This window comes from Desulfarculaceae bacterium (assembly GCA_020444545.1).
In the GTDB taxonomy this organism is placed as follows: domain Bacteria; phylum Desulfobacterota; class Desulfarculia; order Desulfarculales; family Desulfarculaceae; genus Desulfoferula.
Map to the genome: position 1 here is coordinate 581,078 of JAHLKT010000001.1, position 26,188 is coordinate 607,265.

General features: G+C 64.9%; 29 protein-coding genes. 17 read left to right on the forward strand and 12 right to left on the reverse strand.

The window, feature by feature from the left end:
* A complete protein-coding gene (locus tag KQH53_02710) occupies positions 1–756 on the reverse strand; it encodes a YebC/PmpR family DNA-binding transcriptional regulator (protein MCB2225562.1) in 756 nt (251 codons plus the stop codon).
* 15 nt (positions 757–771) lie between these two features.
* Positions 772–1,389 (reverse strand): RlmE family RNA methyltransferase, encoded by a 618-nt coding sequence (locus KQH53_02715; protein ID MCB2225563.1) that lies wholly within the window; start codon positions 1,387–1,389, stop codon positions 772–774.
* 101 nt (positions 1,390–1,490) lie between these two features.
* Between KQH53_02715 and KQH53_02720 the strand changes: the two genes are divergently transcribed.
* The 4 genes from KQH53_02720 to groL all read left to right on the forward strand — a co-directional run bounded on the left by KQH53_02720 (position 1,491) and on the right by groL (position 4,846).
* A complete protein-coding gene (locus KQH53_02720; GenBank protein MCB2225564.1) occupies positions 1,491–1,850 on the forward strand; it encodes a hypothetical protein in 360 nt (119 codons plus the stop codon).
* A gap of 10 nt (positions 1,851–1,860) precedes the next feature.
* Positions 1,861–2,628 (forward strand): N-acyl homoserine lactonase family protein, encoded by a 768-nt coding sequence (locus KQH53_02725; protein MCB2225565.1) that lies wholly within the window; start codon positions 1,861–1,863, stop codon positions 2,626–2,628.
* A gap of 214 nt (positions 2,629–2,842) precedes the next feature.
* Complete coding sequence (groES, locus tag KQH53_02730; GenBank protein ID MCB2225566.1) at positions 2,843–3,130, forward strand: co-chaperone GroES; 288 nt, start codon at positions 2,843–2,845, stop codon at positions 3,128–3,130.
* Positions 3,131–3,196: 66 nt separating this feature from the next.
* Positions 3,197–4,846: a chaperonin GroEL gene (gene groL, locus KQH53_02735; protein ID MCB2225567.1), complete on the forward strand. Its 1,650-nt coding sequence runs from the start codon at positions 3,197–3,199 to the stop codon at positions 4,844–4,846.
* A gap of 239 nt (positions 4,847–5,085) precedes the next feature.
* Here groL and KQH53_02740 read toward each other — a convergent pair whose 3' ends face one another.
* Both KQH53_02740 and KQH53_02745 read right to left on the reverse strand, forming a co-directional pair.
* Positions 5,086–5,757: a hypothetical protein gene (locus KQH53_02740; protein MCB2225568.1), complete on the reverse strand. Its 672-nt coding sequence runs from the start codon at positions 5,755–5,757 to the stop codon at positions 5,086–5,088.
* Between the two features lie 97 nt (positions 5,758–5,854).
* A complete protein-coding gene (locus KQH53_02745; GenBank protein ID MCB2225569.1) occupies positions 5,855–6,658 on the reverse strand; it encodes a transporter in 804 nt (267 codons plus the stop codon).
* A gap of 154 nt (positions 6,659–6,812) precedes the next feature.
* Here KQH53_02745 and KQH53_02750 point away from each other — a divergent pair, with 154 nt between their 5' ends.
* Entirely contained in the window at positions 6,813–7,496 is a 684-nt protein-coding gene (locus KQH53_02750) for a hypothetical protein (protein ID MCB2225570.1), read from the forward strand.
* A gap of 214 nt (positions 7,497–7,710) precedes the next feature.
* Here KQH53_02750 and KQH53_02755 read toward each other — a convergent pair whose 3' ends face one another.
* Positions 7,711–8,214: a TlpA family protein disulfide reductase gene (locus tag KQH53_02755; GenBank protein MCB2225571.1), complete on the reverse strand. Its 504-nt coding sequence runs from the start codon at positions 8,212–8,214 to the stop codon at positions 7,711–7,713.
* A 72-nt stretch (positions 8,215–8,286) separates the two neighbouring features.
* Between KQH53_02755 and KQH53_02760 the strand changes: the two genes are divergently transcribed.
* The 4 genes from KQH53_02760 (at position 8,287) to KQH53_02775 (ending at position 11,303) form a co-directional block, all read left to right on the forward strand.
* Entirely contained in the window at positions 8,287–9,093 is an 807-nt protein-coding gene (locus KQH53_02760) for an MBL fold metallo-hydrolase (protein ID MCB2225572.1), read from the forward strand.
* Positions 9,094–9,671: 578 nt separating this feature from the next.
* Positions 9,672–10,424 (forward strand): TRAP transporter TatT component family protein, encoded by a 753-nt coding sequence (locus KQH53_02765; protein ID MCB2225573.1) that lies wholly within the window; start codon positions 9,672–9,674, stop codon positions 10,422–10,424.
* Positions 10,425–10,497: 73 nt separating this feature from the next.
* Positions 10,498–10,692 carry a ferredoxin gene (locus KQH53_02770; GenBank protein ID MCB2225574.1) on the forward strand — a complete coding sequence of 65 codons (195 nt, stop codon included), beginning with the start codon at positions 10,498–10,500 and terminating at the stop codon, positions 10,690–10,692.
* Positions 10,692–11,303, forward strand: coding sequence for a rubrerythrin family protein (locus KQH53_02775; GenBank protein MCB2225575.1), 612 nt, complete (start codon positions 10,692–10,694; stop codon positions 11,301–11,303). The genes KQH53_02770 and KQH53_02775 overlap by 1 nt, the downstream gene beginning before the upstream one ends.
* 68 nt (positions 11,304–11,371) lie before the next feature.
* On the opposite strand, the gene KQH53_02780 is transcribed toward KQH53_02775, so the two are convergent.
* The 3 genes from KQH53_02780 to KQH53_02790 all read right to left on the reverse strand — a co-directional run bounded on the left by KQH53_02780 (position 11,372) and on the right by KQH53_02790 (position 12,585).
* Positions 11,372–11,530 carry a hypothetical protein gene (locus KQH53_02780; GenBank protein MCB2225576.1) on the reverse strand — a complete coding sequence of 53 codons (159 nt, stop codon included), beginning with the start codon at positions 11,528–11,530 and terminating at the stop codon, positions 11,372–11,374.
* 105 nt (positions 11,531–11,635) lie between these two features.
* Positions 11,636–12,109, reverse strand: coding sequence for a DoxX family membrane protein (locus KQH53_02785; GenBank protein ID MCB2225577.1), 474 nt, complete (start codon positions 12,107–12,109; stop codon positions 11,636–11,638).
* The gene (locus tag KQH53_02790) at positions 12,106–12,585 is read right to left on the reverse strand and encodes a hypothetical protein (protein MCB2225578.1); all 480 of its coding nucleotides are present in this window, start codon (positions 12,583–12,585) and stop codon (positions 12,106–12,108) included. The genes KQH53_02785 and KQH53_02790 overlap by 4 nt, the downstream gene beginning before the upstream one ends.
* A gap of 189 nt (positions 12,586–12,774) precedes the next feature.
* Here KQH53_02790 and KQH53_02795 point away from each other — a divergent pair, with 189 nt between their 5' ends.
* Complete coding sequence (locus KQH53_02795; protein ID MCB2225579.1) at positions 12,775–13,398, forward strand: hypothetical protein; 624 nt, start codon at positions 12,775–12,777, stop codon at positions 13,396–13,398.
* A gap of 90 nt (positions 13,399–13,488) precedes the next feature.
* Here KQH53_02795 and KQH53_02800 read toward each other — a convergent pair whose 3' ends face one another.
* The 3 genes from KQH53_02800 to pcnB are packed head-to-tail and all read right to left on the reverse strand — an operon-like array spanning position 13,489 to position 17,826.
* Entirely contained in the window at positions 13,489–14,643 is a 1,155-nt protein-coding gene (locus tag KQH53_02800) for an ATP-binding protein (protein ID MCB2225580.1), read from the reverse strand.
* 56 nt (positions 14,644–14,699) lie between these two features.
* The gene (locus KQH53_02805) at positions 14,700–16,529 is read right to left on the reverse strand and encodes an AMP-binding protein (GenBank protein ID MCB2225581.1); all 1,830 of its coding nucleotides are present in this window, start codon (positions 16,527–16,529) and stop codon (positions 14,700–14,702) included.
* A 19-nt stretch (positions 16,530–16,548) separates the two neighbouring features.
* The gene (pcnB, locus tag KQH53_02810; GenBank protein ID MCB2225582.1) at positions 16,549–17,826 is read right to left on the reverse strand and encodes a polynucleotide adenylyltransferase PcnB; all 1,278 of its coding nucleotides are present in this window, start codon (positions 17,824–17,826) and stop codon (positions 16,549–16,551) included.
* Between the two features lie 115 nt (positions 17,827–17,941).
* On the opposite strand from pcnB, the gene KQH53_02815 reads away from it, so the two are divergent.
* The gene (locus KQH53_02815) at positions 17,942–18,754 is read left to right on the forward strand and encodes an inositol monophosphatase (protein ID MCB2225583.1); all 813 of its coding nucleotides are present in this window, start codon (positions 17,942–17,944) and stop codon (positions 18,752–18,754) included.
* Here KQH53_02815 and KQH53_02820 read toward each other — a convergent pair.
* Positions 18,751–18,969, reverse strand: coding sequence for a hypothetical protein (locus KQH53_02820; GenBank protein MCB2225584.1), 219 nt, complete (start codon positions 18,967–18,969; stop codon positions 18,751–18,753). The genes KQH53_02815 and KQH53_02820 overlap by 4 nt on opposite strands.
* Positions 18,970–19,049: 80 nt before the next feature.
* Between KQH53_02820 and KQH53_02825 the strand changes: the two genes are divergently transcribed.
* The 6 genes from KQH53_02825 to KQH53_02850 all read left to right on the forward strand — a co-directional run bounded on the left by KQH53_02825 (position 19,050) and on the right by KQH53_02850 (position 26,148).
* Positions 19,050–20,255, forward strand: coding sequence for a DNA polymerase IV (locus KQH53_02825; protein ID MCB2225585.1), 1,206 nt, complete (start codon positions 19,050–19,052; stop codon positions 20,253–20,255).
* Between the two features lie 45 nt (positions 20,256–20,300).
* Positions 20,301–21,662: a mannosyl-3-phosphoglycerate synthase gene (locus KQH53_02830; protein ID MCB2225586.1), complete on the forward strand. Its 1,362-nt coding sequence runs from the start codon at positions 20,301–20,303 to the stop codon at positions 21,660–21,662.
* 74 nt (positions 21,663–21,736) lie between these two features.
* The gene (locus tag KQH53_02835; protein ID MCB2225587.1) at positions 21,737–22,018 is read left to right on the forward strand and encodes a hypothetical protein; all 282 of its coding nucleotides are present in this window, start codon (positions 21,737–21,739) and stop codon (positions 22,016–22,018) included.
* Between the two features lie 76 nt (positions 22,019–22,094).
* On the forward strand, positions 22,095–23,660 hold the full coding sequence (locus tag KQH53_02840) for a hypothetical protein (GenBank protein MCB2225588.1): 1,566 nt from the start codon (positions 22,095–22,097) through the stop codon (positions 23,658–23,660).
* A 71-nt stretch (positions 23,661–23,731) separates the two neighbouring features.
* Positions 23,732–24,577 carry an MBL fold metallo-hydrolase gene (locus KQH53_02845; GenBank protein MCB2225589.1) on the forward strand — a complete coding sequence of 282 codons (846 nt, stop codon included), beginning with the start codon at positions 23,732–23,734 and terminating at the stop codon, positions 24,575–24,577.
* A gap of 23 nt (positions 24,578–24,600) precedes the next feature.
* On the forward strand, positions 24,601–26,148 hold the full coding sequence (locus tag KQH53_02850) for a HAMP domain-containing protein (protein MCB2225590.1): 1,548 nt from the start codon (positions 24,601–24,603) through the stop codon (positions 26,146–26,148).
* Positions 26,149–26,188 lie beyond the last annotated feature (40 nt).

Genomic DNA, 26,188 nt, shown 5'->3' on the forward strand with positions numbered 1-26,188 from the left:
CTAGTCTTCCTCCAGCTCCGCCAGGATCGCCTCGTCGATGTCGAAGTTGGAGTATACGTTCTGGGCGTCGTCGGCCTCGTCCAGGGCCTCCATCAGGGCCATGATCTTGGCCGCCTCGCCCTTGTCGGCGATGTCCACCGTGGTGGAGGCCTGCTTGGTTATCTCGGCCTCCACCGGCTCCAGGCCGGCCTCGCCCAGGGCCTCGTTCACCGCGTTGAAGTCGCTGGGCGCGCAGTGCACTTCCCACACGTCGCCCTCGTCCACCACGTCCTCGGCCCCGGCTTCCAGGGCCGCTTCCATCAGGGCGTCCTCGCTCACCGCCTCCTTTTCGAAGGTGATGATGCCCTTGGCCTCGAAGAGGTAGCCCACCGCCCCGGCCTTGGCCAGGGAGCCGCCCCGCTTGGTAAAGATATGGCGGATCTCGCTGGCCGCGCGGTTCTTGTTGTCGGTGAGGCACTCGACCAAAAAGGCCACGCCGCCGGGGCCGTAGCCCTCGTAGGTGATCTCCTCGTAGGTGACCCCCTCCAACTCGCCGGTGCCCTTTTTGATGGCCCGCTCGATGTTGTCCTTGGGCATGTTCTGGGCCTTGGCCGCCGCCACCGCGGTTCGCAGGCGGGGGTTGCCGTCCACGTCGCCGCCGCCGGTTTTGGCGGCCACGGTGATTTCCCGCATCATCCGGGTGAAGACCTGGCCCCGCTTGGCATCGGCGGCGCCCTTCTTGCGCTTAATGGTGCTCCATTTGGAGTGACCCGACATGGCAGTCTCCTGAAACTATGTTTCTTTGGCCTGGGCCGCCTTTTTCAGGCCCTTGCCCAGGATGTATATTTCCTTGCTGGCCGAGCGGCTGGCATCGGGCTTGTGCCCCTTGCCCAGCTTGAAGGCCCTTTTCACCCGGCGGATGAGCTCATCCACCCCCGGTCCGAAATAGACCTTGGCCAAAAACGAGCCGCCCGGCTTGAGCAGGCCCAGGGCCATATCCAGGGCCGCCTCGCTCAGCTCCAGGCTGGCCGCCGCGTCGCGGTCCTTGATGCCGGTGGTGCGCGGGGCCACGTCGCTTAGCACCAAGTCAAAGGACTCGATGCCCGTTTGCTCCCGGATGTCTCCGGGGCTTATCGCTAGTACGTCGGCCTGGATAAAATGCGCTCCGGGCGGCATCTGTACCCCCGGCGGCTGCAGGTCCACTCCCACCAAACGGCCCTTTTTACCCACCTTTTGGGCGGCGAACTGCAACCAGGAGCCGGGATGGCATCCGAGATCCAGCACCGCCTGCCCGGACTTTAATAACCCGTAGCGCCGGTCCATTTCCTGGAGCTTGTACACCGAACGGGCGGCATAGCCCTGGCTTTTAGCCCGGCGGTAATAGGCGTCAGGGTGTCCTGGGCGGGTCATGGCTGGTCAAATCTAGCACAGGCCACCCGAGGGCACAAGGGGCCAGAAATGCTGCAATGTCGCCTTGGCAGGGGAAAAGGGGACGGGTTATAGTGGGGCCCATGGAAGATCTGGCCCCCCAAATCTACCGCCAACGCCTGCTGGTGGAAGGCCATTACGGCCGCGAGCTGGACGAGGCGGCGGTTAGCCACTTTTTGCCCGAGCTGGCCCACGCTTGCGGGCTCACCCCCTATGGCCGGACCCTGGTGCACTCGCCCGGCGGCCAGGGCAAAGAGATCAACCAGGGCTTCGACGCCTTCCTGCCCCTGGTGGACAGCGGCATCGCGGCCTATTTCTGGACCGGGCCCCGCTTCTTCAGCATAGTCATCTACTCCTGCGCGCCTTTCCCCGAGGCCTCGGCCCTGGAGTTCTGCGCCGCAGCCCTGAACGCCACCAGCCCCCTGGCCAGTAAGTCTTTCTAGGAGAGACGTCATGTCCTCTTGGGAAATATACGCGCTACGCTACGCCGGACCGGTGGAGACCAGCCGGGCCATGGTGCTCTGGAACCAGGACTACGACCAGACCCACCGCCGGGCCTACTATTTCTGGTGCCTCCTGGGCCCGGGCGGGCCGGTGGTGGTGGACGCGGGCACCCACCCGGACACCGCGCGGGAGCGGGGCCTGCCCGATTATGAGAGCCCGGACGCGGTGTTGGCCCGCCTGGGAGTGCAAGCCGACCAGGTGCCCCACCTGGTGCTCACCCATCTGCACTGGGACCACGCCGGGGGCGCGGGCCTGTTCCCCGCGGCCCAGGTGCACCTGCACCGCGAGGAGTGGCGTTTCTGGAGCGAGGACCCGGTCTCGCGGCGGGCGCCCTTGCAGTGGCTCCGGGACGAGCCCAGCTTCCGGGCCCTGGAGCAGGCCCAGAGCGAGGGCCGTTTGGTCTTGCACCAGGACGGCGACACCCTGCTGCCCGGCCTGGGGCTTATCGCCGCGCCGGGGCACACCCCGGGGCTCATGGCCCTGACCGCCGAGACCGCCAAAGGCCGCGCGATCCTGGGCAGTGACTGCGGCCACACCTGGGAGAACTACGCCCGGGATTGGCCCAGCTCCTTTATCTGCGACATGCCCGCCTGGCTGCGCTCCATGGACAAGCTGCGCGCCCTGGCCGGCAGCGAGCGCCTGCTCATCCCTGGCCACGACCTGGCCATGAGCACCGACTTCCCGGAAAAGGTTCCCGGGGTCACCCGCCTGGCCTGATTCCGGCTCGGGCGCCCAAAAATTTTTCTCAAAAAAATTCGGGCTAGCTCTTGCAAACCAGACACTTGGTGCTTATGGTTCTGTTGTTAGCACTCGCGGTCAGAGAGTGCTAACGCCTGGGGGCCAGAGGGGGCCCCGAAGCGAAACAGTTATCAGCAAGGCAATACTTTAGACCTCATATCTTCTATTTAACCAAGATCAAGGAGAGGGACGCATGAAGATTAAACCGCTGCAGGACCGCGTAATCGTGGAGCGGCTCGAGGAGGAAACCAAGACCGCCGGTGGCATCATCATCCCCGACTCGGCCAAGGAGAAGCCCCAGCAGGGCAAGATTCTCGCCGTGGGCCCCGGCAAGGTCATGGACAACGGTACCAAGCTCGAGATGACCGTGAAGAAGGGCGACGTGGTGCTCTTCGGTAAGTACTCCGGCTCCGAGGTCAAGATCGACGGCAAGGAAGTCCTCATTATGCGCGAGGACGACATCCTGGGCATCCTCGACTAAGCCCTTTCGCCAATCAGGCAAATCAGAATCTAACAAAATCCATATATTGGAGAGGAAGATAGCACTATGGCCAAAGAGCTGAAATACGATGTCAAGGCCCGCGAGGCCATGATGAAGGGCGTGGACGCCCTGGCCAACGCGGTCAAGGTAACCCTGGGCCCCAAGGGCCGCAACGTGGTGATCGAGAAGACCTTCGGCTCCCCCACCATCACCAAGGACGGCGTGACCGTCGCCAAGGAGATCGAGCTGGAGGACAAGTTCCAGAACATGGGCGCCCAGATGGTCAAGGAAGTGGCTTCCAAGACCTCGGACGTGGCCGGCGACGGCACCACCACCGCCACCATCCTGGCCCAGATCATCTACCGCGAGGGCTCCAAGCTCGTGGCCGCCGGCCATAACCCCATGGCCATCAAGCGCGGCATCGACAAGGCCGTCGAGGGCGTGGTCGCCGAGCTCAAGAAGATGTCCAAGGCCACCAAGGACCAGAACGAGATCGCCCAGGTGGGCACCATCTCCGCCAACAACGACGCCACCATCGGCAACATCATCGCCGAGGCCATGAACCAGGTCGGCAAAGAGGGCGTCATCACCGTGGAAGAGGCCAAGAGCATGGAGACCACCCTGGAGGTGGTCGAGGGCATGCAGTTCGACCGCGGCTACCTGAGCCCCTACTTCGTCACCGACCCCGAGAAGATGGAAGTCAACCTCGACGATCCCTACCTTCTTATCCACGAAAAGAAAATCAGCGCCATGAAGGACCTGCTGCCCGTGTTGGAGCAGGTTGCCAAGAGCGGCCGTCCCCTGGTGATCATCGCCGAGGACGTTGAGGGCGAAGCCCTGGCCACCTTGGTGGTGAACAAGCTGCGCGGCACCCTGAACGCCTGCGCCATCAAGGCCCCCGGCTTCGGCGACCGCCGCAAGGCCATGCTCGAGGACATCGCCATCCTCACCGGCGGCACCGTGATCAGCGAGGACCTGGGCGTCAAGCTCGATGCCGTGACCCTGAACGACCTGGGCACCGCCAAGAAGGTCACCGTGGACAAGGACAACACCACTGTCGTCGACGGTGGCGGCAGCCGCAACGCCCTGGAGGGCCGCGTGCGCACCATCCGCGCCCAGATCGATGAGACCACCAGCGACTACGACCGCGAGAAGCTCCAGGAGCGCCTGGCCAAGCTGATCGGCGGCGTGGCGGTGATCAACGTCGGCGCGGCCACCGAGACCGAGATGAAGGAAAAGAAGGCCCGCGTGGAGGACGCCCTGAACGCGACCCGCGCGGCCGTGGAAGAGGGCATCGTGCCCGGCGGCGGCGTGGCCCTGCTGCGCTGCTACGACGCGGCCGACAAGGTGCGCGACAAGGTGAAGGGCGAGGAGAAGTCCGGCGCCGACATCATCAAGCGCGCCCTGGAAGAGCCTCTGCGCCAGATCGCCATGAACGCGGGCCAGGAAGGCTCCATCGTGGTGGAGAAGGTCAAGAACACCAAGGGTTCCGAGGGCTACAACGCCCAGACCGACACCTACGAGGACCTGTTCAAGGCTGGCGTCATCGACCCGACCAAGGTGACCCGCTTCGCCCTGCAGAACGCCGCTTCGGTGTCCGGCCTGCTGCTGACCACCGAGTGCATGATCGCCGAGAAGCCCAGCGACGACAAGGGCGCTCCGGCCATGCCCGGCGGGATGCCCGGCGGCATGGGCGGCATGGGCGGTATGTACTAGGCCGACCCCCCCGCTTAGCGACAAGCAAAACCCCCGCTCTTCGGAGCGGGGGTTTCTTATTGCCCGCCGTCAGCGGGCGTTCTTTTTTCTTCTCTTAAATCCCCCACCAGAGCCCCGGCACAGCCAGACGTGGCTAGGCAAGGCATCCGGGGAGCGACAGCCGGAGGCGTAGCTGAAGCTACGTCGAGGCTGGAGCGAGCCGGTAACGCAGCATAGCCGCGTCTGGATGCGCCGGCCGGTTACTTGCTGGCCGCCACGTCCTCCGGAGAAGCGACCGAAACAAGCAACCCGTTGCAGTCGGTACAGTACTCGGGCTTGCGCACCTTCTCGTCGTGGAATACCTTGTCGGGCCGCATCCGGTCCAAGAAGCGCTTGGCCTCGTCCCAGGCCGCCTGGGGGCTGAACTCGATGGCCGCCATTTGCAGCGATTGCAGCACCTGGCCGTCGCTGGTGTGCTGTGCCACGGTCATCACCTCGGGGGTGTCCTCGTCCTCGCCGAAGACGGTGATGGTGGCCAGGCCGCCCAGGCCGTCGAAGTCGGAGTTGAGCGAGCCGTGGCGGCAGGCGGAGACCGGGGTCTCGGGGTCGTTGACATACTCGCCCACCGCGTGGCCTAGCTCGTGGCCGTCGCTGAGCTTGTGGTCGGTGCCCTTGGCCCAGGCCGCGAAGGGCCCGGCGGCCACGGGCACGGGCAGAACCTCCACCCCCATCTCCCTGAGGAAGTGCATGAGGTACCAGTTCTGCTTCACCTGGCGGCGGTAGTCGGCCAGGGCGGTGCCGTCGCTGGGGCGGTCATACACCGCGCGCCAGTCGTCAAAGGAAAACACCGGCAGGCGCACCGCATCGTGGCCCTTGGCCACAAAGCGCTGGGCCAGGGAGCGCGAGTTCTGAATTATCTTGTTAAGGTCCAAGGGGCCCTCCTATTGAGAAACATTTTCGTTTAAGTTTGACCTCCCGGGGCCATATGGTCAAGGCGCGCTTGCGCCCAGGGCCGCGGGAGGCCATCGTCTAGTCGCCCTTTTCAGGCGGTCCCCAGGTGAGCTGGAAGGCCAGGTAAAAGTACAGGTCCGCCTCGCCGTGCAGGTCGCTGCCGGCCGAGAGGAGCAGGTGTTGCTCCGGGCTGAAGTCGATGATGGCGCCCAGGTTGTATCCTGTGGCGTCCCCGCCGTCCACAGTGTCGGCGGTGGTGTGGAACAGCTCGCCGCCCAGGGTGAGCCATCCGGTGATCCGGCGTTGCAACAGCCACCCCGCGAACCAATAGTTTTGGTTGCCCGCCCCGGGATTGATCCAGTAGCCCCCGCCGCCGTAGGAAGTCCATGGCCCCCAACTCTTTTGCAGCCACACCGGCAAAAAGGCCTGGGTTTGGCCGTTGCCCAGGCCGCGCTCCTGATCGCCGGAGGGTAGGATCAATAGGGGGAAGACACCCACCTGGGGCCGGTAGTCGCCTTCCCGAATGAAGCGGTACTTGGCCCCCAGTTCCAGGTCCCCCAGGCCGTAGTCAGCGGAGCCGCCATGGGGGTTGTTCCAGACCAGGGGAGCTATCAGGTGGAGTTGCAGCTCGGGCAGGGCACCGTAGTTGATCTCGAAGTGGGGGGCGGTGCTGGCCGCGCCATCCTGTCCTTTAATCCCCTGGGCAGCGGCGTAGAACTCCCAGTGCCGAAAGGGCACGGGCTCGGGATCGTCGGTGAAAAATGGTGGCCCCGCCCAGGCCCGGCCGGTTGCCAGCAAACAAAGCAGTAATACCAGGAGCGTGGCCAGGCAGCCCCGACTGAAGGAGCAGATTCCGGACCTGGCGGGGGATGTGGCTAACATGGGCGGTCCTCGTGTATTGCTCGGCATTTCCTCCGGCGGGGAGGCGGCTGCCGGTTACAGTCTCGCGCCGCTTTGCTCAAAGGGTCAAGGCGCGCTTGCGCCCAGGGCCGCGCCCGGGTAATGCTGTAGGGCGACGCGCAACCCTGGAGAGAGCATGACCCAGCCCACAGTCCCCCGCCCCTACCCCGTGGCCAGCGAAGGCAGCCGTTTCGCGCGGCGGGCCTGGTGGAGCGGCTGGGAGCTGACTCCGGGGGTCACCCTGCGGGCCACGGCCACCTTGCGCCCTTTCCTGGCCGGGGCCGACCCCTGGCGGCGCCTGGCGGCCATTAGCTGGGCCGCCTCGGCCGCGCTGTCGCTGCACCCGCGCCTGAACTTCTTCACCTTCTGGGGCCGCCTGGCCTGGGCGGGGTGGCCGGTCAGGGTGGCGGCGGTGCTGGAGAACGGCGACTCCTCCTGCGACATGGTAGTGCTCTCCGGGGCCCACCAGATGAGCCTGGACCAGCTGACCATGCGCCTGGCCGCCCGCCAGGGGGCCCTGGGCCCGCCCGGGGCGCGGGCCCGTTTGCGCGAGGCCCTGCCGCTGGCCGCCTACTGGGCCGAGCGCCTGAGCGGGGCATTCGCCCGCGACTACGCCAGGCGTAACGCGCCTCTGTTCATCAGCATGGTGGGGCTAAAGGACATCGAGAGCGCGGCCTTCACCCCGGCCCACTCCATGGCCCTGTATCCCGGCCCGGTGGAGCACGGCCGCCTGCCCCTGGTGCTGTGCTTCAACCACCAGCTGACCAACGCCCGCCCGGCGGGCCGCTTCCTGAGCTGCATCAAGTCCCTGCTGGAGTGACCGCCCGGTCCCGGCTTCCCGCTGAAAAAATCTGGTTTTGAACTATAGATAAAGCAATGGCCTGGCGGCACAGCCAGGCGGCGACAGACAAGGCGGCCCAAGGCTTGGGCTCCCAAAAGGCTTCAACGGGAGCAACTGCGGCCAGGGAGAGACGCGATGGTTTCTCGACCCGCTTTGGGAGCAGCGGCACGCTGCCTGGCGAAGCCGCCGCCCGCTAGAAACCGCTACGGATGGCCTTCTTGACTTGCCCCAAGTCAGGCTTGAGCTCCTGGGCCAACACCAGCTTGCCGTCCTTGTCCAACACCAATACCGCCGGGGTGGCGATGAGGTCGTAGGCGTCGGCCAGGGGTAGGGTGTCCTTGGGGCCGGTGTCCATGAGCCAGGGCTGGGGCAGGCCGGACTGGGCGGCATAGGCCTTCACCGCCGGGGTCATGGCCTTGCCGTCGGTGTTCACTGTGAGCAATACGAAGGGGTTGCCCTCGAAGCTCCGCCCCAGGCTTAGAAGCTTGGGCATCTCGATGCGGCAGTGGGGGCAGGTGACGGACCAATAGACGATCAGCGCCACCTTGCCCTTGACCAGATCGGCCAGGGAATGGTTTTGCCCGCTGGTGTCGGGCATGGTCACGTCTTTGAGGGGCTCGCCCGGCCCCACCAGGGCGGCGGCCGGGGCTGCGGCCAAGAGGCTGATGGCCAGCGCCAATATGATAAACTTGCTCACCAATGGCTCCTAATCTCCAGGGGTCGCCTGTCAGTGTAGCAGAGCCCGCACGGCACTTCCAAGGAGACCTCTTTGCTTGAGCGCCTTCAGCACGGCCCGGTGACCCGTTTCAAGATGGGCCGCGAGGTAAACGGCGAAGTCATCTATTGGTGCGCCGCCTATCTGGTGGACGGCCTCCTGATCGACAGCGGCTGTGTGCACACCGCCCCGGAGCTCTTGGAGGCCGTGCGCCCCAGCGGGGTCAAGCGGGTGGTGAACACTCACAGCCACGAGGACCACATCGGGGGCAACGCCCTGTTGGCCGCCGAGCTGGGGGTGGAGCTCCTGGCCCCGGCCGGAGGCCTGGACTACATCGCGGGCAACGCGCCGCCCATCTATCCTTATCAGGAGATGCTCTGGGGCAAGGCCCCGGCCAGCCGCCCCGCGCCCCTGGGCGAGCTGGTGAACACGCCCTCCTATCGCTTCGAGGTGGTGCCCACCCCGGGGCACAGCTCGGACTCGGTGGTGCTCTGGGAGCCCCATGAGGGCTGGGCCTTTGTGGGTGACCTGTGGCTGGTGCCCAAGCCCAAGACCAGCCGCGACTTCGAGAACAACCGCCAAACCATGGCCTCTTTACGCAAGCTCCGGGACCTGGGGCCCGAGACCCTGTTCACCGGCCTGGGCGACGTGGTGAGCGGCGGGGTGGCCGCCCTGGGCCGGACCATCGCCTGGCTGGAGGAGCAGCAGGGCCGCATCGAATACCTGGCCGCCCAAGGGGTGGAGCCGGCCGAGATGGTGCAGCGGCTCTACGGCGGCGAGAGCGTCATGCACGCCTTCACCCAGGGCCAGTTCTGCTATGAGAATTTCGTGCGCTCGTTCCTCAAGGGAACAGGAAATTAATTATTTTTTGCAGTTAATAAAAATGCAGTTGCTCTATATAAAACTAATTGCGATAAGATTAACTAGATCTTCACACTCTTAATGGGGGGATTACGCAATGGGAGAGCTGGTCAAATGCGCTTATTGTCGGGGGAGCGGCGATGATCGACATAAATACCAACCATGTCGGGCATGTGGCGGGTCCGGGCAAATATACCTTCCCTACGACAATGCAGTCAAGTGCGGTTATTGTAGAGGTTCTGGTGACGACCGTCGCGAGAACAAACCGTGTCGTGCTTGCGGCGGAGCCGGCCGTATCGCCCCAGGAATACAGCGATTATAAGATTACTCAAAGGGTTGATTGCATCTGGGCTAGTTTCCCTGGCTTGCCTCCACGCAGGGTAGCAATGTATGAGGTATAAAGCTCGCCCAAGACAAGCATTTACACTGCCTTATTTGCCCTCTTTATGACAGTTACTAAAGGCATAATTGATCAGCCTTGCTCATTCCTAGCCACCAGAGATAGAGTAAAGACCTACGTATGCGCAGCCCGCACGAGCGCCGGGGCCGGAGTCCCCATTTTACGGGAGAGGTAAAATATGCCGTCCATCGCCAAAAAAACCGTCCTGTTCTTTGCCGTGAGCCTCCTGGCCCTGTGCCTGGCGGGCGCGGCCTTGGCGGCCGGCGCCGCCGAGCTGATCCAGCAGGCCGACGCCGCTTATGCCCTGCGGACCGACCTGGCCAAGGCCAAAGAGGCGGCGGCGCTCTACGAGAAGGCCCTGGCCGCGGACCCCAAGAGCGAGGAGGCGGCCTGGAAGCTGGCCCGGGCGGAGTACTGGGTGGGCATGCACAGCCCCAAGGACGCAAAGCTGGCCATCTTTGAAAAGGGCGTGAACGCGGCCAAGCGGGCCATCGCCATCAACCCCAAGAGCCTTCCCGGCCACTACTGGCTGGGGGTGAGCTACGGGGTCTACGGCAGCGCCAAGGGCATCATGGAGAGCCTGTCGTTGGTGGACCCCATCAAGGAGGAGATGGCCACGGTCATCAAGCTGGACCCCAACTATGAGGCTGGCGGGCCCTACCGTGTGCTGGGGCGGCTCTACTTCAAGCTGCCCGGCCTGTTCGGGGGCGACAATGACAAGGCCATCGAGAATCTGAAGATCGCGGTGAAAAAGGGACCCCACCGCTATATCAACCAGATCTATTTGGCCGAGATCTACTACGACGAGGACATGGTGGGCGAGGCCAAGGCCCTGTTGGACGCGGTGGTGGCCGGTCCGGTGGAGCCGGGCTACGAGCCCGAGACCGTGGAGTGGAAGGCCCAGGCCAGGAAGATGCTCTCCAGCCACTAGAAGCGGCCCGATCAAACCCGGGCCGGTCCCGCCGGGGCCGGCCCGGTTTTTTAACAGCGAGGCGAATGACATAATGCGACGCCCGGTGGTGGACATGGCCGCCTGCACCATGTGCGAGGGCTGCCTGGATCTGGTGCCCGAGGTCTTTGCGCTCAACCAGGCCGGGGGCTACATCGAGGTGGCCGATCTGGAGAGCTACCCCGAGGAGGCGGTGCAAGAGGCCATGGCCGACTGCCCCGCCGAGGCCATCTTCTGGGAGGAGGCGTGATGAAGCGCTGGCGCTGCACGGTATGCGGTTATCTGCACGAGGGCAAGAGCCCGCCGGACAAGTGCCCCCAGTGCGGGGCGGACATGAACCGCTTCGTGTTGGATGCGCCCCTGGAGCCCGAGCTGGAGGAGATGGTGCGCGCCGCCTTTGCCGGCGAGGCCAAGGCCGCCGCGCGCAACAGCGCCTTTGCCCGCCGGGCCCGGGCCGAGGGCCTGCCCCAGGTGGCCGCCCTGTTCGCGGCGGTGGCCGAGGCCGAGCGGGTGCACGCGGGCGAGCTGCTGCCCTACCTGGAAGGCGCGGTAATGAGCACCGAAGAGAACCTGCAAGCCGCCTTTGAGCACGAGATCGCGGCCAAGGGCGAGCACTACCCGCCCATCCTGGCCGCGGCGGTGAAGGCCAAGCGGCCGGATTTGGAGTGGGCCCTGGTGCGGGCCCGCGACGTGGAGGCGCGCCACGCCGAGCTTTACAAGCGTGCGCTCAGCGCCCTGGCTGCGGACCGCCAGGTCACCTACCACGTGTGCGAGGTCTGCGGCTACGTGTTCGACGGCTCACTGCCCGAGACCTGCCCGGTTTGCCGGAGCGGCAAGGATCAGTTCAAGAAGATCGGTTGAGCGAGCGGAGGAGAGTCCGAGGGGGAACGTGAGTCGCGGGGCAGAGTCCGGTTTTCAGGGTCAGCGGTCTAGTCGCCGATGGCCACCCCGGCGGTGGCGTCGTCGATGCAGCCGTCCAACTCTTCCTTGCTGGCGTTCTTGGGGTCCTTTAGCGCCGACACCGGGCAGATGAACTGATTGCCCGCATTGTCCTTCACCCACACGAATCCTTCATGCGTCTCGGCCATTGCTACCAACCTCCATGTAATTAGGAATCTCATTACCAGGTTGGGGGCGAGGCCCACCGAATGTCAAGTGAAACACAGGTGTATGATGCGGGAGACGGTCTCCGCCTAGTAGCGCAGCTTCAGGCCGCCCCGCCGGGGATCGGAGACCCCGCCCAGGGTGAGCCAGCGGCCGGGCCACACGACGAGCCACAGGGCGGGCAGGAGCATCAGGGCGTCGCGCAGCGCGGCCTCGTAGCCGGCGGGGTGGCTCGCCTGGCCCGGGAAGCAGCCGCAGTCAAAGCCCGCCCCGGTTATACCCGCGTAGACCATCAGGCCGGTGAAGAACAGAAGCATCCCCGAGGCCCACACCGCCGCCGCCCGGGTGGCCAGCCCCAACAAGAGGCACGCCCCCAACACCAGCTCCAGCCAGGCCATGAGCACGCTGCCCCCGTTGACCATCCAAAGGGGGATAAGGCCGTATTGGGCCACCGAGGCGGCGAAGGTGGCCGGGTCCCATACCTTGTCGTGAGCCGCCCACAGGAAGAGCCCGGCCAAAAACAGGCGGCTGAGCAGGGAGACGAACTCGGCCAGGCTTCTCATGGCCGCGCCCTCCGGGGGGCCTTCACCGGCAGGCCGGCGGCCCGCCAGGCGTCGAAGCCCGCGTCCAAGACATAGACCCGCTCCAGGCCCTGCTCGCGCAAATACTGCCCGATCTGGGCGGCGGGCCAGCGGCTGGCGCTGCGGCCATAGACCAGCACCGCCGGGGCGGCCGACACCGTGTCTTTGAGCAGGGGCCAGAGCAGCTTGAGTTCCTGGGGGTAGAGGTTCACCGCGCCGGCGGCATGGGCCAGCTTGTATGGACCGGCCTCGCGGGCGTCCACCAGCAGGGCGCCCTGCTCGCGCAGGGCGGCCGCCTGGGCCAGGCCCGCCTTTTGCCACAAGGGGCGCTCGATGTAGGGAGGCATCCAGCCCACGCCCTGGGGCATGAACAGGTTGAAGGCCAAACCCCCGGCCGCGGCCACCACCAGGATGAAGGCCATGGACAATAAAACTGGCAACGAGCGGCGGCGGCTCAAGAATAGACTCCAGCAGGGGTGTCCGTTTCAGTGTAGCCCCCCCGTGTCCGGGCCGCAAGCCGCCCTCGGGGCGGCCGATTCACAAGCGTCAAATCTATTGTCACAAGGGAATTATGGTGCTACATTTTCTGATCAATACTTATTCCTTAAATCGGCGGCTTGCCGGGGTGTCCGCATAGGAGGAGCTGCGTGAAGCGCTTGCCTGCCATAGTGATGGTGTTGTTCCTGGCCGTGTTCTCGCTCAGCGCTTGCGGCGGCGGGGGCGGCGGGGGGGGCGGCAACACCCTGTCCAAGGACGACATCGTCATCATGCTGGGCAACTCCATCACCCGGCGGGGCGACTGGTCCGGCCTGTTCCCCAACAACACCTTCCTGAACTACGGCGTGGACGGCGCCGAGACCAGCCAGATCCTCTCGCGGCTCAGCGCGGCCCTGTCGCGGAACCCCAAGGTGCTCTGCGTCATGGGCGGCATCAACGACTTCATCCACGGCCTGTCCGTGGGCACCGCCTACAACAACCTGCGCCAGATCGTGGTGCGCACCAAGGCGGCGGGGGTCATCTGCATCGTGCAGTCCACCCTGTACACCGGCGAGGGCTATCCCCATTCGGCCACCATCAACGCCAAGGTGACCGAGCTCAACAGCATGCTGGCCGGCTTGGCCAACTCCGAGGGGCAGCGCTGGCTGGACCTCAACTCCTCCATGGCCGAGGGCGGATACCTCAAGGTGCAATACCTGCTCAGCGACAACCTGCACCCCAACGGCGAGGGCTATGCCCACTGGGCCGACCGCCTCAACGGCGCCCTGCCCTAGCCCGGCCCGATCCCACAATAAACAACGCCCCGGCCAGAGCTGGCCGGGGCGTTTCTATGTGCTAGGGGTACCTCTTTATTCGCCTGTCTCTTATAGACTATAGCATTTTTCATACCCCACAGATTGCCATAGCATATCCAAGATAGGCTTAATAATTTGTTGCGGTTCCACTCCATAATTATTTATCTCGAATGCAGGGAAAACGAGATGGCTCTCTTTAATTGTATGTCTGTGCTCCATACCCTTGACGGCCAAAACATAACCTTTTATATCTATTAAGGCATAGGAAAAGTATAAAGGAGTCGGTACTTGCCTCCTCTTTAATGATTCTAAGTAGTTACGCAAAGCCCTTATTAAGTGCTCCTGTAAAATCTGACTTGCTATATATTTTTCAGGTCCATTTTCCTTGCCGGGGTAATACGGTGTACAGTAGGAATCTACAGCTTCAAGCGCCCCATTTCTAAACATTTGGGTGTAACCATTCGCATGGTATAACAAATAACCATCAAAATTATGCCTCGAATTCCAACTGGATGCGCTTATTGGCGGAAATCCTTTCCCATTCTCCAGTGAAATGTCAAAGAATTGTGGTTGAGAATAATCAAAAGATGCTAATGGTAAAATATGCAAGACACTTTTCCCGCCTTCATTAACCTGAGTCGGCACTTCACCTGCAATGATTTTACCGATCCTTTCGTTTATAAATCGTTTTATTCTTTTAATATTTTCTTCAGCACCCACAAACGCAGCCCTGATTTCAGCAACATCTAATGGGTAAGTACCGTTGCTACTCCTAGCATAGAATTGAGATCTCTTGCTTAGCCATACCATATGGGGCCTCGCGATGCTCCTCGGGACACGCACAACAAAAACAGGCCCTCTTTCAAACCCTTCAATGGACTGAAAAGAAACTTCGGGGATTATTCTGGGTTCAACCCCAACTCTTATTACCTGCTGCAGTTGTAGTTTTGTTTGGTCAGCGTTGCCCGCCTCAACGCCGATTGCATCTTCTGGCTTTCCAGAGTTTTTCCCATTTTCTTGAGCCTCAACTATTCCATACACAATATCTCCGCCGGCCGAATTGGCCAACGAAGACACCAGGCCCAAGAATTTTTCTTTTTTGATACTGTCTTCTAGCCGAGGAAGATTTCGCTTGTATTCCAGCGTCTTGTCTTCTTCGCGCTGTTGCGCAACAAGAGCCTCGATATCTTCCTTGGTGATCTGGTCTATCGGCTTGGGTATCACGGCTAGCCCCCCAGCTAACTCCCATTAACGATTAGTCGCGGGCCGTCCGTGGCGGCCTACCGGTACATCATGTTGATCAGCTCGGCATAGGTCTCATTGATGTACTTGCGCTTGACCTTCATGGTGGGGGTCACCTCGCCGTCCTCTTCCAACAGCTTCTTGGGCAGGATGGTGAAGCGCTTGATCTGCTCCACCCGGGCCAGGGTCTTGTTCACGTCGTCGATCTCCTGGCCGATGAGCTGGTTGATCTCCTTGTCCTTGGTCAGGCTGGCGTAGGTGGTGAAGGGAATCTTGTGGTCCTGGGCGTACTTGACCACGTTGTCCTCGTCGATGAAGACCAGGGCGCTGACGAATTTGCGCTGGTCGCCGATGACCACCGCGTCGTTGATGTAGGGGCTGAACTTGAGCTTGTTCTCGATGTACTGCGGCGCGATGTTCTTGCCGCCGCTGGTGATGATCAGGTCCTTCTTGCGGTCGGTGATGGTCAGATAGCCGCGCTCGTCCAGCTGGCCCACGTCGCCCGAGTGCAGCCAGCCGTCCTCCAGGGTCTCGGCCGTGGCCTCGGGGTTGTGGTAGTAGCCCAAGAACACGTTCTCGCCCTTGACCAGGATCTCGCCGTCCTCGGCGATCTGCACCGTGACCCCCGGAATCTCGGGGCCCACGTTGTCCGCCTCGATGATGTCGCCCTGGTGGATGGTGGTGGGGCCGGTGTCCTCGGTCTGGCCGTAGACCTGCCTAAGCGGCAGGCCGATGGCGTGGTAGAACCTGAGCACGTCCGGGCCGATGGGCGCCGCGCCGCTGACCGCCAGGCGCACCCGCTCCAGGCCCAGGCGCTCCTTGAGCTTCTTGAACACCAAAAAGTGGGCCAGGTTGAAGGCCAGCTTGAGGCCCCCGCCCACTCCGCCGGGGGAGAGGCGGGCCGCCGCCCGGCGTCTGCCGATCTTCAGGGCCAGGCCGAAGACCAGGCGCTTGAACCAGGTGGCGTCCTTCATCTTGATGAAGATGGAACTGGAGTATTTCTCCCAGATGCGCGGCACCGCGAAGAACACGGTGGGGCTCACCTCCACCACGTTCTCGGTCACCGTGTCCACGTTCTCGATGAAGTTGATGGTGTACATGAACCTCAGGTGCATGTAGACCGAGAACATGCGCTCGGCGATGTGGCTCAGCGGCAGGAACGAGAGTAGCTCGTCGTCCTCGTACACCGGGATGGCCTTGGCCAGGGCCTTGGTGGTCCAGAGCACGTTGTTGTGGCTGAGCATGGCCCCCTTGGGCGGGCCGGTGGTGCCGCTGGTGTAGATGAGCAGGGCCAGGTCGTCGCGCTGCCTGCTCTGCAGGCGCTGTTCGAACAGGCCCGGGTTGGCCTGGTCGTGCTCGGCCCCCAGGACCAGAAGCTCCTCGAAGCTCATCACCATGGGGTCCACAAAGTGCCTGAGGCCCTCGGTGTCGATGACCACGATCTTTTTCAGGTGGGGGCAGTCGCCGCGCACCTGGAGCGCCTTGTCCAGCTGCTCCTCGTCCTCCACCACGTAGACCTTGGCCTCGGAGTGGCCCAGGATGTAGCCGCACTCCTCGGCCGCGTTGGTGGTGTAGATGCCCGTGGTCACCCCGCCGGCGGCCATGGTGCCCATGTCGGCGTAGAGCCACTCGGGCCGGTTCTCGCCGATCACGGCCACGATGTCCCCGGAGCCGATGCCCAGGGCGGCCAGACCCATGGCCGTGGCCCGCACCTTGGCCCCGTAGTCGTTCCAGGAGATGTCGTGCCAGAGGCCGAACTCCTTGACCCGCATGGCGGTGCGCTGGCCCAGGCGGGCCACCCGCTCGAAAAGCAACTGGGGAATATTTTGAATAGCCGGGGATGCGGGGGGCGGGGCGGGGCTCGTCATGTCGCGCTCCCTTGCGGGGTTAACCTTGGGCCGGGGTGGTGGACTTGCGGCGGGGCCGGCGGCGCCGGCGGCGGCGCTTGTTCTTGGCGCCTCCCCGCGAGCTTTGGCGGTCCAGGGCGGCCAGGTCGTGGCCCAAAAGCCGGGCCAGTTCGCAGGCCACCGGGAAATATCCCTTGGTGGTCACCTTGCGGGGCAGGCTTTGGCCGGGCTGCTCCCAGCGCACGAAGGACATGAGCCCGGCGATCTGTCCGGCCCGCTCCATCACCCGCTTGGCGAAAGCCACCGGCTTGGTCAGGGCGGGCAGGGCGTCGCGCACGAACAGGGACCACTGGGCCCGGCCCTGACGGCCGGGGTCGAACTCGCGAGTGGAGGCCTCTTCCTCCAGGGCGGGCCAGAACAACAGGCAGACCACCACCGGGTCCTCTACATCCTTGCCCGCGGCCAGCTCCTTATCCACCTTGGCCATCAGATCCACCGCCCGGGCCCGGGCGGCGCTGTCGTCCGCCCCGTAATAGGGCTCCAAGGTGGGCAGCAGGTGATAGAGCACCCCGGTGTGGTGGGCCAGCTCCAGCCAGGAGGCCGAAGCCCCGCCCTTGAGGTCGCGCATCAGCTCGTCGCGCACCCGGCTGGTGGGACACAGGGCCAGCTTGTCGCCATGGGCCTGGATGGCCTCCAGGGTGTCGGGGGTCAGGGTGAGGGAGGCGCGGGCCGCGTGGCGGATGGCCCGAAGCACCCGCACCGGGTCGCGGTGGAAACGCACCTGGGCGTCGCCCACCCCCCGGATGAGGCCGGCCTTCAGGTCGGCCAGGCCGTTCACGTAGTCCACCACGCTGTAATCGGCGATGTTGTAGAACAGGGCGTTGATGGTCAGGTCGCGGCGCAAGGCGTCCTCGGCCGGGGTGCCGTAGGTGTTGTTGTCGCAGAGCACCTCGTTCTCGCCGTCGGTCTCGTCGCCGGCCCGGCGGAAGGTGCTCACCTCGATGATCTTGTTGCCCCGGAAAAACACCTGCACCAGGCGGAAACGCTTGCCGATGACCCGGCTGTTCTTGAACAAACGGCGCACCTCGCCCGGCGTGGCGTCGGTGCTGATATCGAAATCCTTGGGCCGGCGCCCTAGGAGCAGGTCACGCACCCCACCGCCCACCAGATAGGCCCTATGGCCGTGGTTGTGCAGGCGGTAGAGAACCTTCAAGGCATCGTCGTCGATGTTCTTGCGGCTTATCCCGTGCTCTGCCCTGGGGATAATGAGCGGCTCGGGTAGGTTGTCACACGAAGTAGGGGGGACGGCTGAACTCACTGGCGCTTCCGGCTGGGGTATGCCTCTGACCTAAATTGGGCTATTATCATATAGCATAGCATCCTGAAAATAAAGGGGTTGTATGCGGCCCGCCGACCAGGGGGAGAATAAGGCCTTGCAGAACCTGGAGCAATATCTGGACAGCGCCCGCGCCGCCGCCAAAGCCGGGGCCGAGGCGCTCATGGAGCGTTGGGGCCACCGCCTCAACGTGGAGGCCAAGAGCAGCTTCGATTATGTGACCGATGCCGATTTGGCCAGTGAAAACGTGGTGTTGGAAGTTCTACGCACCCGTCACCCCGAGCACGACATCCTCTCGGAGGAGACCCCGGCCGACCTGGCCCGGGCCCAGGCCCTCAAGGGCCCCCTCTGGGTGGTGGACCCCTTGGACGGCACCACCAACTTCATCCACGGCTTCCCCCACGTGGCGGTGAGCGTGGGCCTGCTGCTGGATGGCCGCCCGGCGGTGGGCGTGGTGCGCGACGTGACCAAGGGCGAGGAGTTCTTCGCCATCCTGGGCGGGGGGGCCTGGCTGGGCCGGACCCGGCTCAAGACGGCTGAGCTGCCCATGGAGCGGGCCCTGTTGATGACCGGCTTCCCTTTCCGGGAGAAAAACCTTCTGGATCGCTATCTGGAGCTGTTCAAGGCCCTGTTCACCCGCTGCGCCGGGGTGCGCCGGGCCGGGGCCGCTGCTTTGGATTTGGCCTACGTGGCCGCCGGGCGGGGTCAGGGCTTCTGGGAGCTGGGGCTCAAGCCCTGGGATTTGGCCGCGGGGGTGCTTTTGGTCAGCGAGGCCGGGGGAGTGGTCACGGACTTCGTGGGCGGAGACAAGGCGCTATGGTCCGGTGACGTGGTGGCCGCCGCGCAGGGAACCCACCCTTGGGTGCTGGAGCAATGCCGCGCGTTCTTCGGGGACAGGGAGGGCGCTTAGCCGCTGCCTCCCCAGATGTCTTCCCAGCCGGGGGCGCAAAGGTCGAGGTCTTCGATCTTCTTATCGCCCTTGGTCTTCTTGTAGATGCAGAAGTGGCAGGTAAAGTTGGGCCACATATTGGCCGCGGCTATGTCCAGGCAGAAGACGTAGTGCGGACACTCGAAGTTCCGTTCCCCCAGGTGGTTGCGGGGGTTGGCATCATCTGGCAGATACAAATGTTTCAACTCCAGATGCTGAAGGGGCCCGTAGCAAGCTAGGTTGCGAAACTAGCACAGTTTTCCCTTGGAGGCAAGTGTTGGGCGTAGAGCCGGGCCGGCTGCTGGCCCACGTGGACATGGACGCCTTTTACGCGGCGGTGGAAAGGCTGGATGACCCCACCCTCGCGGGCAAGCCCATCATCGTGGGCGGCGGCAAGCGAGGGGTGGTTTCGGCCGCTTCCTACGAGGCCCGCCGCTACGGGGTGCGCTCGGCCATGCCCATGTTCCAGGCCCGGGCCCGCTGCCCCCAAGGCGTGTACCTGCGCCCGCGCATGGAGCGCTACGTGGAACTCAGCCGCCAGGTCATGGCCGTGCTGGCCGGCTTCAGCCCCCTGGTGGAGCCGGTGAGCGTGGACGAGGCCTACCTGGACCTTAGCGGCACCGCCCGCCTCTGGGGCCCGCCCCACCAGACCGGCAGGGCCATCAAGCAGGCGGTGCGATCGGCCACGGGCCTCACCTGCTCGGTGGGCCTGGCCCCGGTGAGGTTCCTGGCCAAGATCGCCTCCGACCGCGACAAGCCCGACGGCCTCACCGTGGTGAGCGATCTGGAGGCCTTTCTGGCCACGGTGAGCCTGGCCGAGGTGCCGGGCGTGGGGGCCAAGGCCCGTGAGCGCCTGGGGGCCATGGGCCTCACCCGGCTCGTCGAGGCGCGTGGGCTGGGGGCCGAGCGCCTGGAGCGGGCCCTGGGGGTGTTCGGCCGTCGCCTGTGGGATTTGGCCTGGGGGCGCGACGATACGCCGGTGAGCCCGGGGCGCGAGGTGAAAAGCGTGAGCAACGAGCGCACCCTGGAGGGCGACACCACCGACCGCGAGCTCTTGGCCGCCCACCTGCTGGGCCTGAGCCAGAAGGTGGCCCGGCGGCTGCGGCGCGGCGGCCTGGTGGGGCGCACCGTGACCCTGAAGCTCAAGCACGCCGACCACCGCCTGGTGACGCGCAGCGAAACCCTGGCCGGGCCCATCGACGGGGCCGAGGAGATCTACGCCGCCGCCCGCGGCCTGCTGGAAGCCTACGCCTTGCCCGGCCCCTTCCGCCTCATCGGGGTGGGGGTCAGCCACCTGGCCGAGCCCGGCGCGGGCCAGGCCGGGCTCTTCGCCGCGCCGGCCAAGGAGCGGCGCGGCGCCCTGGGCAAGGCCGAGGACGCCATCGTGGCCCGCTTCGGAGAAAAGGCCCTCACCCGGGCGGGCAGCCTCGGCGCCCTGGACCAGCGCCCTTCCAAGCGGCATAATAGGGACGAAACCGAATAATCGAATTCATCCGGGGAGCCCTCTCCCCAAGGAGCCCGTTTTTTTATGCCCAGCTTTGCCCAGACCCACTCTCGAGTCACCAGCTACTACGTCCTGCAAGACAAACAGGACATCCTGCAGCAATTGGTGCATGCGGCCCGCTGGAAGAAACCCGTGCTCATCGTGCCGGCCCTGGCCAGCGAATTCACCGATCCCGAAAACCGCCCGGTGTTCGAAAACATCGTGAACGAGCTGGCCGGAGCCAAGTATTTGGCTCACGTGATCTTTGGCCTGGACCAAGCCAGCGAACAAGACGTGCGCACCTGCATAGACATCTGCCACAAAGGCGGACTTCACAACTCCATAATTCAGTGGAACGACGGTCCGGCGGTGAGCGGCATCTACCAGATGCTCGAAGACGGCGGCTTTGATTTGTCGCGCCGGGGCAAGGGCCGCAACGTTTTCATGGGCTTCGGGGTGGCCATGGCCCTGGGCGCCACCTGCGTGGGCCTGTTGGACGCGGACATCAAGACCTTCCAGCGCCGCCAACTGGACCGGCTGTTCTACCCGGTATTGGTGCATAACTACCCGTTCTCTAAAGCCTTCTACGCCCGCTGGAACGGCCAGCGCCTCTTTGGGCGGGTCAAGCGCCTGCTCTTGGACCCCATCCTTTTGGCCCTGAAGCGCAAGTTCAGCGAGGGCAGCGAAGAAAAGATGCTCCGGCTGGTGGACTTCCTGCTCAGCTTCGACTACCAGCTTTCAGGCGAGGTCTGCCTGGACATGTGGCTGCTCCGGAAGATGCGCTACTCTTTGAACTGGGGCGTGGAGATATTCACCCTCATCGAGGTGTTCCGCAAGGCCTCCCACGTGGCCCAGGTGGAGTTCACCCGCAAGAGCTTTGACCACAAGCACCAGCGGGTGAGCACCGATGACCCCCAAAAAGGGCTGCACAAGATGTCCCTGGACATCATCCAAACCCTATTGCACGCCCTTATCGTGGAAGAGGGCCTGGAAGTGGGCGAGGAGTTCTTCCGCGACCTGGCTCTCACCTACGAGTCCATCGCCGAGGAGACCATCAAGAAGTACTCGGACAACGCCGAGTTCAACAACCTGACCTACGACCGCGATACCGAGGAGAGCATGGTCTACGAGGTGCTCTCCCGGGCCATCGTGCAGACCGCCGACCACTTGGCCGCCCCCTCGCACATCGCGGAAAAAATGCTCCGGCTCACCGCGGCCTACGATGATTTCAAGCCGTACGTGGATCAGGGCCTGCAACAGACCATTCTGCGCCTGGAGGAAAAGCTCCGGGAGGAATCCCTGGAGGTGCGCAACCTGCCCTCCTGGGAGCGCATCCTATGGAAGCTTCCCGAGGTGTCCGCTCACATCGTGGATGCTCTGGAAGAGGACAAGCAGCGCTTCAAATAGGCGCGCCCCCATACAGTCACAACGCCTGCCCTCCCCGCGACTGGGCCGGGTGGAACGCAACGAGAGGAATAAACGTGGCCAGCGATTACGATGAATTGACCGTGCAATACGAGGAAGACGGCCAGGTCCTGGTGGAGGAGCTGGACAAGCAGATACTCAACAAGGGCCTGTGGACCACGGTGCTGTTCCTCTACCGCGAGCTGGACAAGAAGACCGGCGAGTTCAAGGAGCCCAAGGCTGGCTTCCGGCGCTACCAGAAGGTGGGCGGCGTGTTCCGCAAGCGCGACGCCATCAACCTGAGCGAGAAGACCGCGCCCCAGGTGGTGGAGCAGCTCAAGGCCTGGTTCAAGATTTAAGCCCGCCCTTTTCCTGCCCCCCGGAGCTATAATGGCCGCCGTGGGGCGTTTTTTTGTCTGTTTGGGGGATGCGCAGGTGGAACTGAGCTTTTCCAACGCCCGGGTCGCCCTGACCCGCCTGTTCGAGCTGGAGCCGGTGGCCGATTACCACATCGCCGGCCGCCGGGTCATCGTGTGCGGGCGGCCGGACTGGCTGGTGGACTACGAGGGGCTTTCCTACCAGAGCGAGCCCGGCGCGGTGGAGCGCGCCCTGGAGGCGGCCCTGGCCGCCTGGCTGGAGCGGGGCCAGCTCAGCGCCATGGCCGCTCTCTCCGGGGCCTTTTTGGTGCTGGTGGCCTCGGGCGAGGCCCTGGAGCAGGTGCTGGCCTCGGACGAGCTGCCCAACACCGTCTACTGGTGGCAAGGCGGGGGCGGCGTGGTGATCTGCGACGACTGGCGGCGCTACACCGCGGGCGTCGATCCCCTGGCCTGGGACTCCTACGACCCCGGGCAGCTGGCCTGGTTCAGCCGCCGCAAGACCTGCGCCCCGGGGCGCACCTACTTTAAGGGCCTCAACCGCCTCAGCGCGGCGGTGCTCTACGCGGTGGGGCCCGAGGGCCTGAGCGCCACGTCCGCCGCCCTGCCCGAGCCCCCGGCCGAGAACCGCGCCTTTTCCTGGGACGACCTCTACGCCGTGGTGGGCCGCCGCCTGGACCAGGGCCCCTACAGCCTGTGCTACTCCACGGGCATCGACTCGCATTATCTGCTCATGAGCCGGCACGAGGGCATCGACGACGTGCTGACCATCTACTACGCCGCGCCCTATCACGACACCGAGCGCAGCAAGGAGGCGGCCGCCGCCCTGGTCAACTGCCTGGCCGCGGCCAAGCCCTACACCCCGGTGGAGGTGGATTTCGCCGACCCGGTGCACCGGCCCCGTTTGGAGCACTCGGTGGCCACCGACCCCTTCGCGGCCCATTACGCGGCCTCCATGTACCAGCTCTTCGGCGCGGCCCGGCAGGAAACGGTGCTCAGCGGGCAGAACGCGGACACCATGCAGTTCTTCGCGCTCACCTCGCGCATGGGGCCGCGTCAGCTCTTGTTCAAGAGCCCGGCCTCGCCCCAGCGCCCCCTGGCCCGGGTGGCCTACCGCCGCGAGGCGGCGGGCTCCTTCGGGGGGGTCAAGCCCGGCGGCATGTTGGACCAGCGCATGCTCCTGGGCCACGCCGAGCAGCTCAACCGCCTGAGCGGCGGGCGCGGCTACTGGCCCATATTGCAGTTCAAGCGCATGCACAACATGACCACGGGCAACACCGCCTTGTTTAAGAACGCGGCCCGCTTCTGGGGCAAGACGGTGTGCTTCCCCTATCTGGAGCCCCTGGTGTTCTACGTGTCCGCCTACTTCCGGCGGCCCCTGGGCGACATCCTGGACCCCAAGGGCCATTTGCGGCGGCGCTACCACCGGGTGGAGCACCACGCCATCCCCCTGCCCATGGGCCAGGGCGAACCCTTCGCGGCCAGCCCCCTGTTCGCTTGGGCCGCCGGCGGCCTGGAGTCCCTGGCCCCGGAGCTGAAGCAACGCATCGACCAAGCGGTGAGCGAGCCCCTGGCCCGGGTGGCGCTCTACACCTTCGCCCGCCTGGCGACCGCCGAGGGGGCCTAGGCGCGGTGGCCGGGGGGATTATCTCGTGATAATCTAATTACATTGATCAACCGAAGCATGAAGAGGGCCGCGTGAAGTTTCGCTTTTGGGGAACCCGGGGATCGCTTCCCGCGCCGGGGCCGGACACCCTGGTCTACGGCGGCAACAGCACCTGCTGCGCCATCGAGCACCAGGGACGCCATCTGGTCATCGACGCGGGCAGCGGCATCCGCGCCCTGGGCATGGAGCTGATGGGCCCCGGCGTGATGGGCGGAAGCCAGTCCTCCGAGGGCCTGGATGTCGCCCTGCTCATGACCCACCTGCACTTCGACCACATCATGGGCTTCCCCTTCTTCGCCCCGGCCTACACCCCCGGCGCCAAGGTCCGCCTGGGCGGCTGGCCCAAGGGCATGGCCGGCATAAAGGGCATGTTCAAGAACGGCCGCTACGACGGCGGCTTCCCGGTAGCCTTCTCCGACCTGCCCAGCGAGGTCTTCCACGACGAGGCCCTGACCCCGCCGCGCTTCTCCTGGCAGGGGCTGGAGATACGCACCACTCCGCTCAACCATCCCCAGGGGGCCATCGGCTACCGCTTCGAGGCCCCGGGCGGGGCCCTGGTGTTCATCACCGACAACGAGCTGCCCGTGGGCGGGCCGCCCCCGGCCGAGCTGGTGGAGTTCTGCCGGGGAGCGGCGGTACTCATCCACGACGCGCAGTACCTGCCCGGCGAGATGGACATCTGCGTCGGGCGGGGCCACTCCGAGTTCCGCGCCTGTCTGGCCCTGGCCAAGGCCGCCGGGGCCGACCGCCTCATCCTGACTCACCACGACCCCGGGCGCAGCGACGCCCAGATTGACGCCATGATCGCCGAGGCCCGCGCCGAAGCGGGCAGCCTGCCAGTGGAAGGAGCCCGCGAGGGCCAGACTCTGGAACTCTGAGCCAAGCCGAGGGGGGGCGCCGGATGAACCGGCCAAGACGCTTCATTCTGGCCAACGCCATGCTTTTAGGCAACATGATGGCCAACTTCATGGGCGTGGTCATCATGGGCCTGCTGGACCGCTTCGGCTACATGGTCCCGCTGCCCCGCACCAAAGCGGTGGTCACCCTCATCATCTCCTACGACCTCTTCGCCTTCTGCCTGGGGGTGGGGATACTGCTCTTTTGGGAGCGGCCAATCCGCCGCCACCTCAAGGACCTGTACCGGGGCACCCAGACCCCGCGCCCGGCGTTGAGCCTGGCCCGCCGCCGCCTGCTCAACGAGCCCTGGCTGGCCATGGGCCTGAACCTGGGCCTGTGGGTCCTGGCGGCCATCATCTTCCCGGTGGTGCTCTGGCAAGACCCCGCCTCCGCCCCCCTGGCCGCGGTGATGGCCATGCGCTCCCTGCTGGTGGGGCTCATCACCATGACCTCGGCCTTTTTCCTGCTGGAGCACATGCTCCAGCACCGCCTGGCCCCGGTGTTCTTCCCCCAGGGGGGCATCACCCGGGTGCGCGGCGTCCGGCACATGAAGATCGGGCTGCGCCTGAGCATGTTGACCATGGCCGCCAGCATGTTGCCTCTTTTCGCCATTCTCTCCACCATCCACTCCTCGCGCCGCCTGCTGGCCAAGGGAATACTGCCTCCGGAGCAGATGCTCGCCGACCTGCAAAACTCGGTGGCCTTTCTGTGCTTCATCTTCATGCTCAACGCGGCGGGGCTCACCCTTCTCACCCGCCTGAACATGGTGCGGCCCCTTCGGGAGATCGTCCGCGCCCTGCTGCGCGTCCGCGAGGGCGACTTCAGCGCCCGGGTGGAGGTGATGTCCAACGACGAGATCGGCTACACCGCCGAGGCCATCAACCAGATGACCGCCGGCCTGGCCGAGCGCGAGCGCATCAAGGACACCTTCGGCAAGTACGTGTCCCAGCAGGTGCGCGACGAGATATTGGCCGGGCGCATCCCCCTGGACGGCGAGATCAAGCAGGTGACCATGCTCTTCGCCGACCTTCGGGACTTCACCCCCCTGGTGGAAAACACTGAGCCCAAGAAGGTGGTGAGCATCATCAACGGCTACTTCACCCGCATGACCGAGGCGGTGGAGAATAGCAGCGGCCTGGTGCTGCAATACGTGGGCGACGAGATCGAGGCGGTGTTCGGCGCGCCCCTGGCCCTGGCGGGCCATCCCCGCCTGGCCCTGGAGGCGGCCTGGAACATGCGCGCCGCCCTGGCCGAGTACAACGCCGTCCTGGCCGCCCAGGGCGGGCCCCAGCTGCGCCACGGCATCGGCATCCACACCGGCGCGGCCATGGCGGCCAACATCGGCGGCGGGGGGCGGCTCTCCTATGCCCTGGTGGGCGACACGGTTAACCTGGCCGCCCGCCTGCAAGACCTCACCAAGGTGCTGGGCCGCGACATTCTCCTGAGCGGGGACACCGCCGCGGCCCTGGAGCCGGGGAGCCGGGTGGAGTACCTGGAAAACACCCTGGTCAAGGGCCGCACCCAGCCCGTGGAGGTCTACGCCGCCCTATAACCAACCGGGCGTTTCTGTTAGAGTGGGGGGCGAGGAGGGG

Excerpts from the sequence above, each read along its gene's own strand:
- KQH53_02710 (MCB2225562.1), bottom strand. The coding sequence starts at position 756 with ATGTCGGGTCACTCCAAATGGAGCACCATTAAGCGCAAGAAGGGCGCC.
- KQH53_02715 (MCB2225563.1), bottom strand. The coding sequence starts at position 1,389 with ATGACCCGCCCAGGACACCCTGACGCCTATTACCGCCGGGCTAAAAGC.
- KQH53_02720 (MCB2225564.1), top strand. The coding sequence starts at position 1,491 with ATGGAAGATCTGGCCCCCCAAATCTACCGCCAACGCCTGCTGGTGGAA.
- KQH53_02725 (MCB2225565.1), top strand. The coding sequence starts at position 1,861 with ATGTCCTCTTGGGAAATATACGCGCTACGCTACGCCGGACCGGTGGAG.
- groES (MCB2225566.1), top strand. The coding sequence starts at position 2,843 with ATGAAGATTAAACCGCTGCAGGACCGCGTAATCGTGGAGCGGCTCGAG.
- groL (MCB2225567.1), top strand. The coding sequence starts at position 3,197 with ATGGCCAAAGAGCTGAAATACGATGTCAAGGCCCGCGAGGCCATGATG.
- KQH53_02745 (MCB2225569.1), bottom strand. The coding sequence starts at position 6,658 with ATGTTAGCCACATCCCCCGCCAGGTCCGGAATCTGCTCCTTCAGTCGG.
- KQH53_02750 (MCB2225570.1), top strand. The coding sequence starts at position 6,813 with ATGACCCAGCCCACAGTCCCCCGCCCCTACCCCGTGGCCAGCGAAGGC.
- KQH53_02765 (MCB2225573.1), top strand. The coding sequence starts at position 9,672 with ATGCCGTCCATCGCCAAAAAAACCGTCCTGTTCTTTGCCGTGAGCCTC.
- KQH53_02770 (MCB2225574.1), top strand. The coding sequence starts at position 10,498 with ATGCGACGCCCGGTGGTGGACATGGCCGCCTGCACCATGTGCGAGGGC.
- KQH53_02775 (MCB2225575.1), top strand. The coding sequence starts at position 10,692 with ATGAAGCGCTGGCGCTGCACGGTATGCGGTTATCTGCACGAGGGCAAG.
- KQH53_02780 (MCB2225576.1), bottom strand. The coding sequence starts at position 11,530 with ATGGCCGAGACGCATGAAGGATTCGTGTGGGTGAAGGACAATGCGGGC.
- KQH53_02785 (MCB2225577.1), bottom strand. The coding sequence starts at position 12,109 with ATGAGAAGCCTGGCCGAGTTCGTCTCCCTGCTCAGCCGCCTGTTTTTG.
- KQH53_02805 (MCB2225581.1), bottom strand. The coding sequence starts at position 16,529 with ATGACGAGCCCCGCCCCGCCCCCCGCATCCCCGGCTATTCAAAATATT.
- KQH53_02830 (MCB2225586.1), top strand. The coding sequence starts at position 20,301 with ATGCCCAGCTTTGCCCAGACCCACTCTCGAGTCACCAGCTACTACGTC.
- KQH53_02850 (MCB2225590.1), top strand. The coding sequence starts at position 24,601 with ATGAACCGGCCAAGACGCTTCATTCTGGCCAACGCCATGCTTTTAGGC.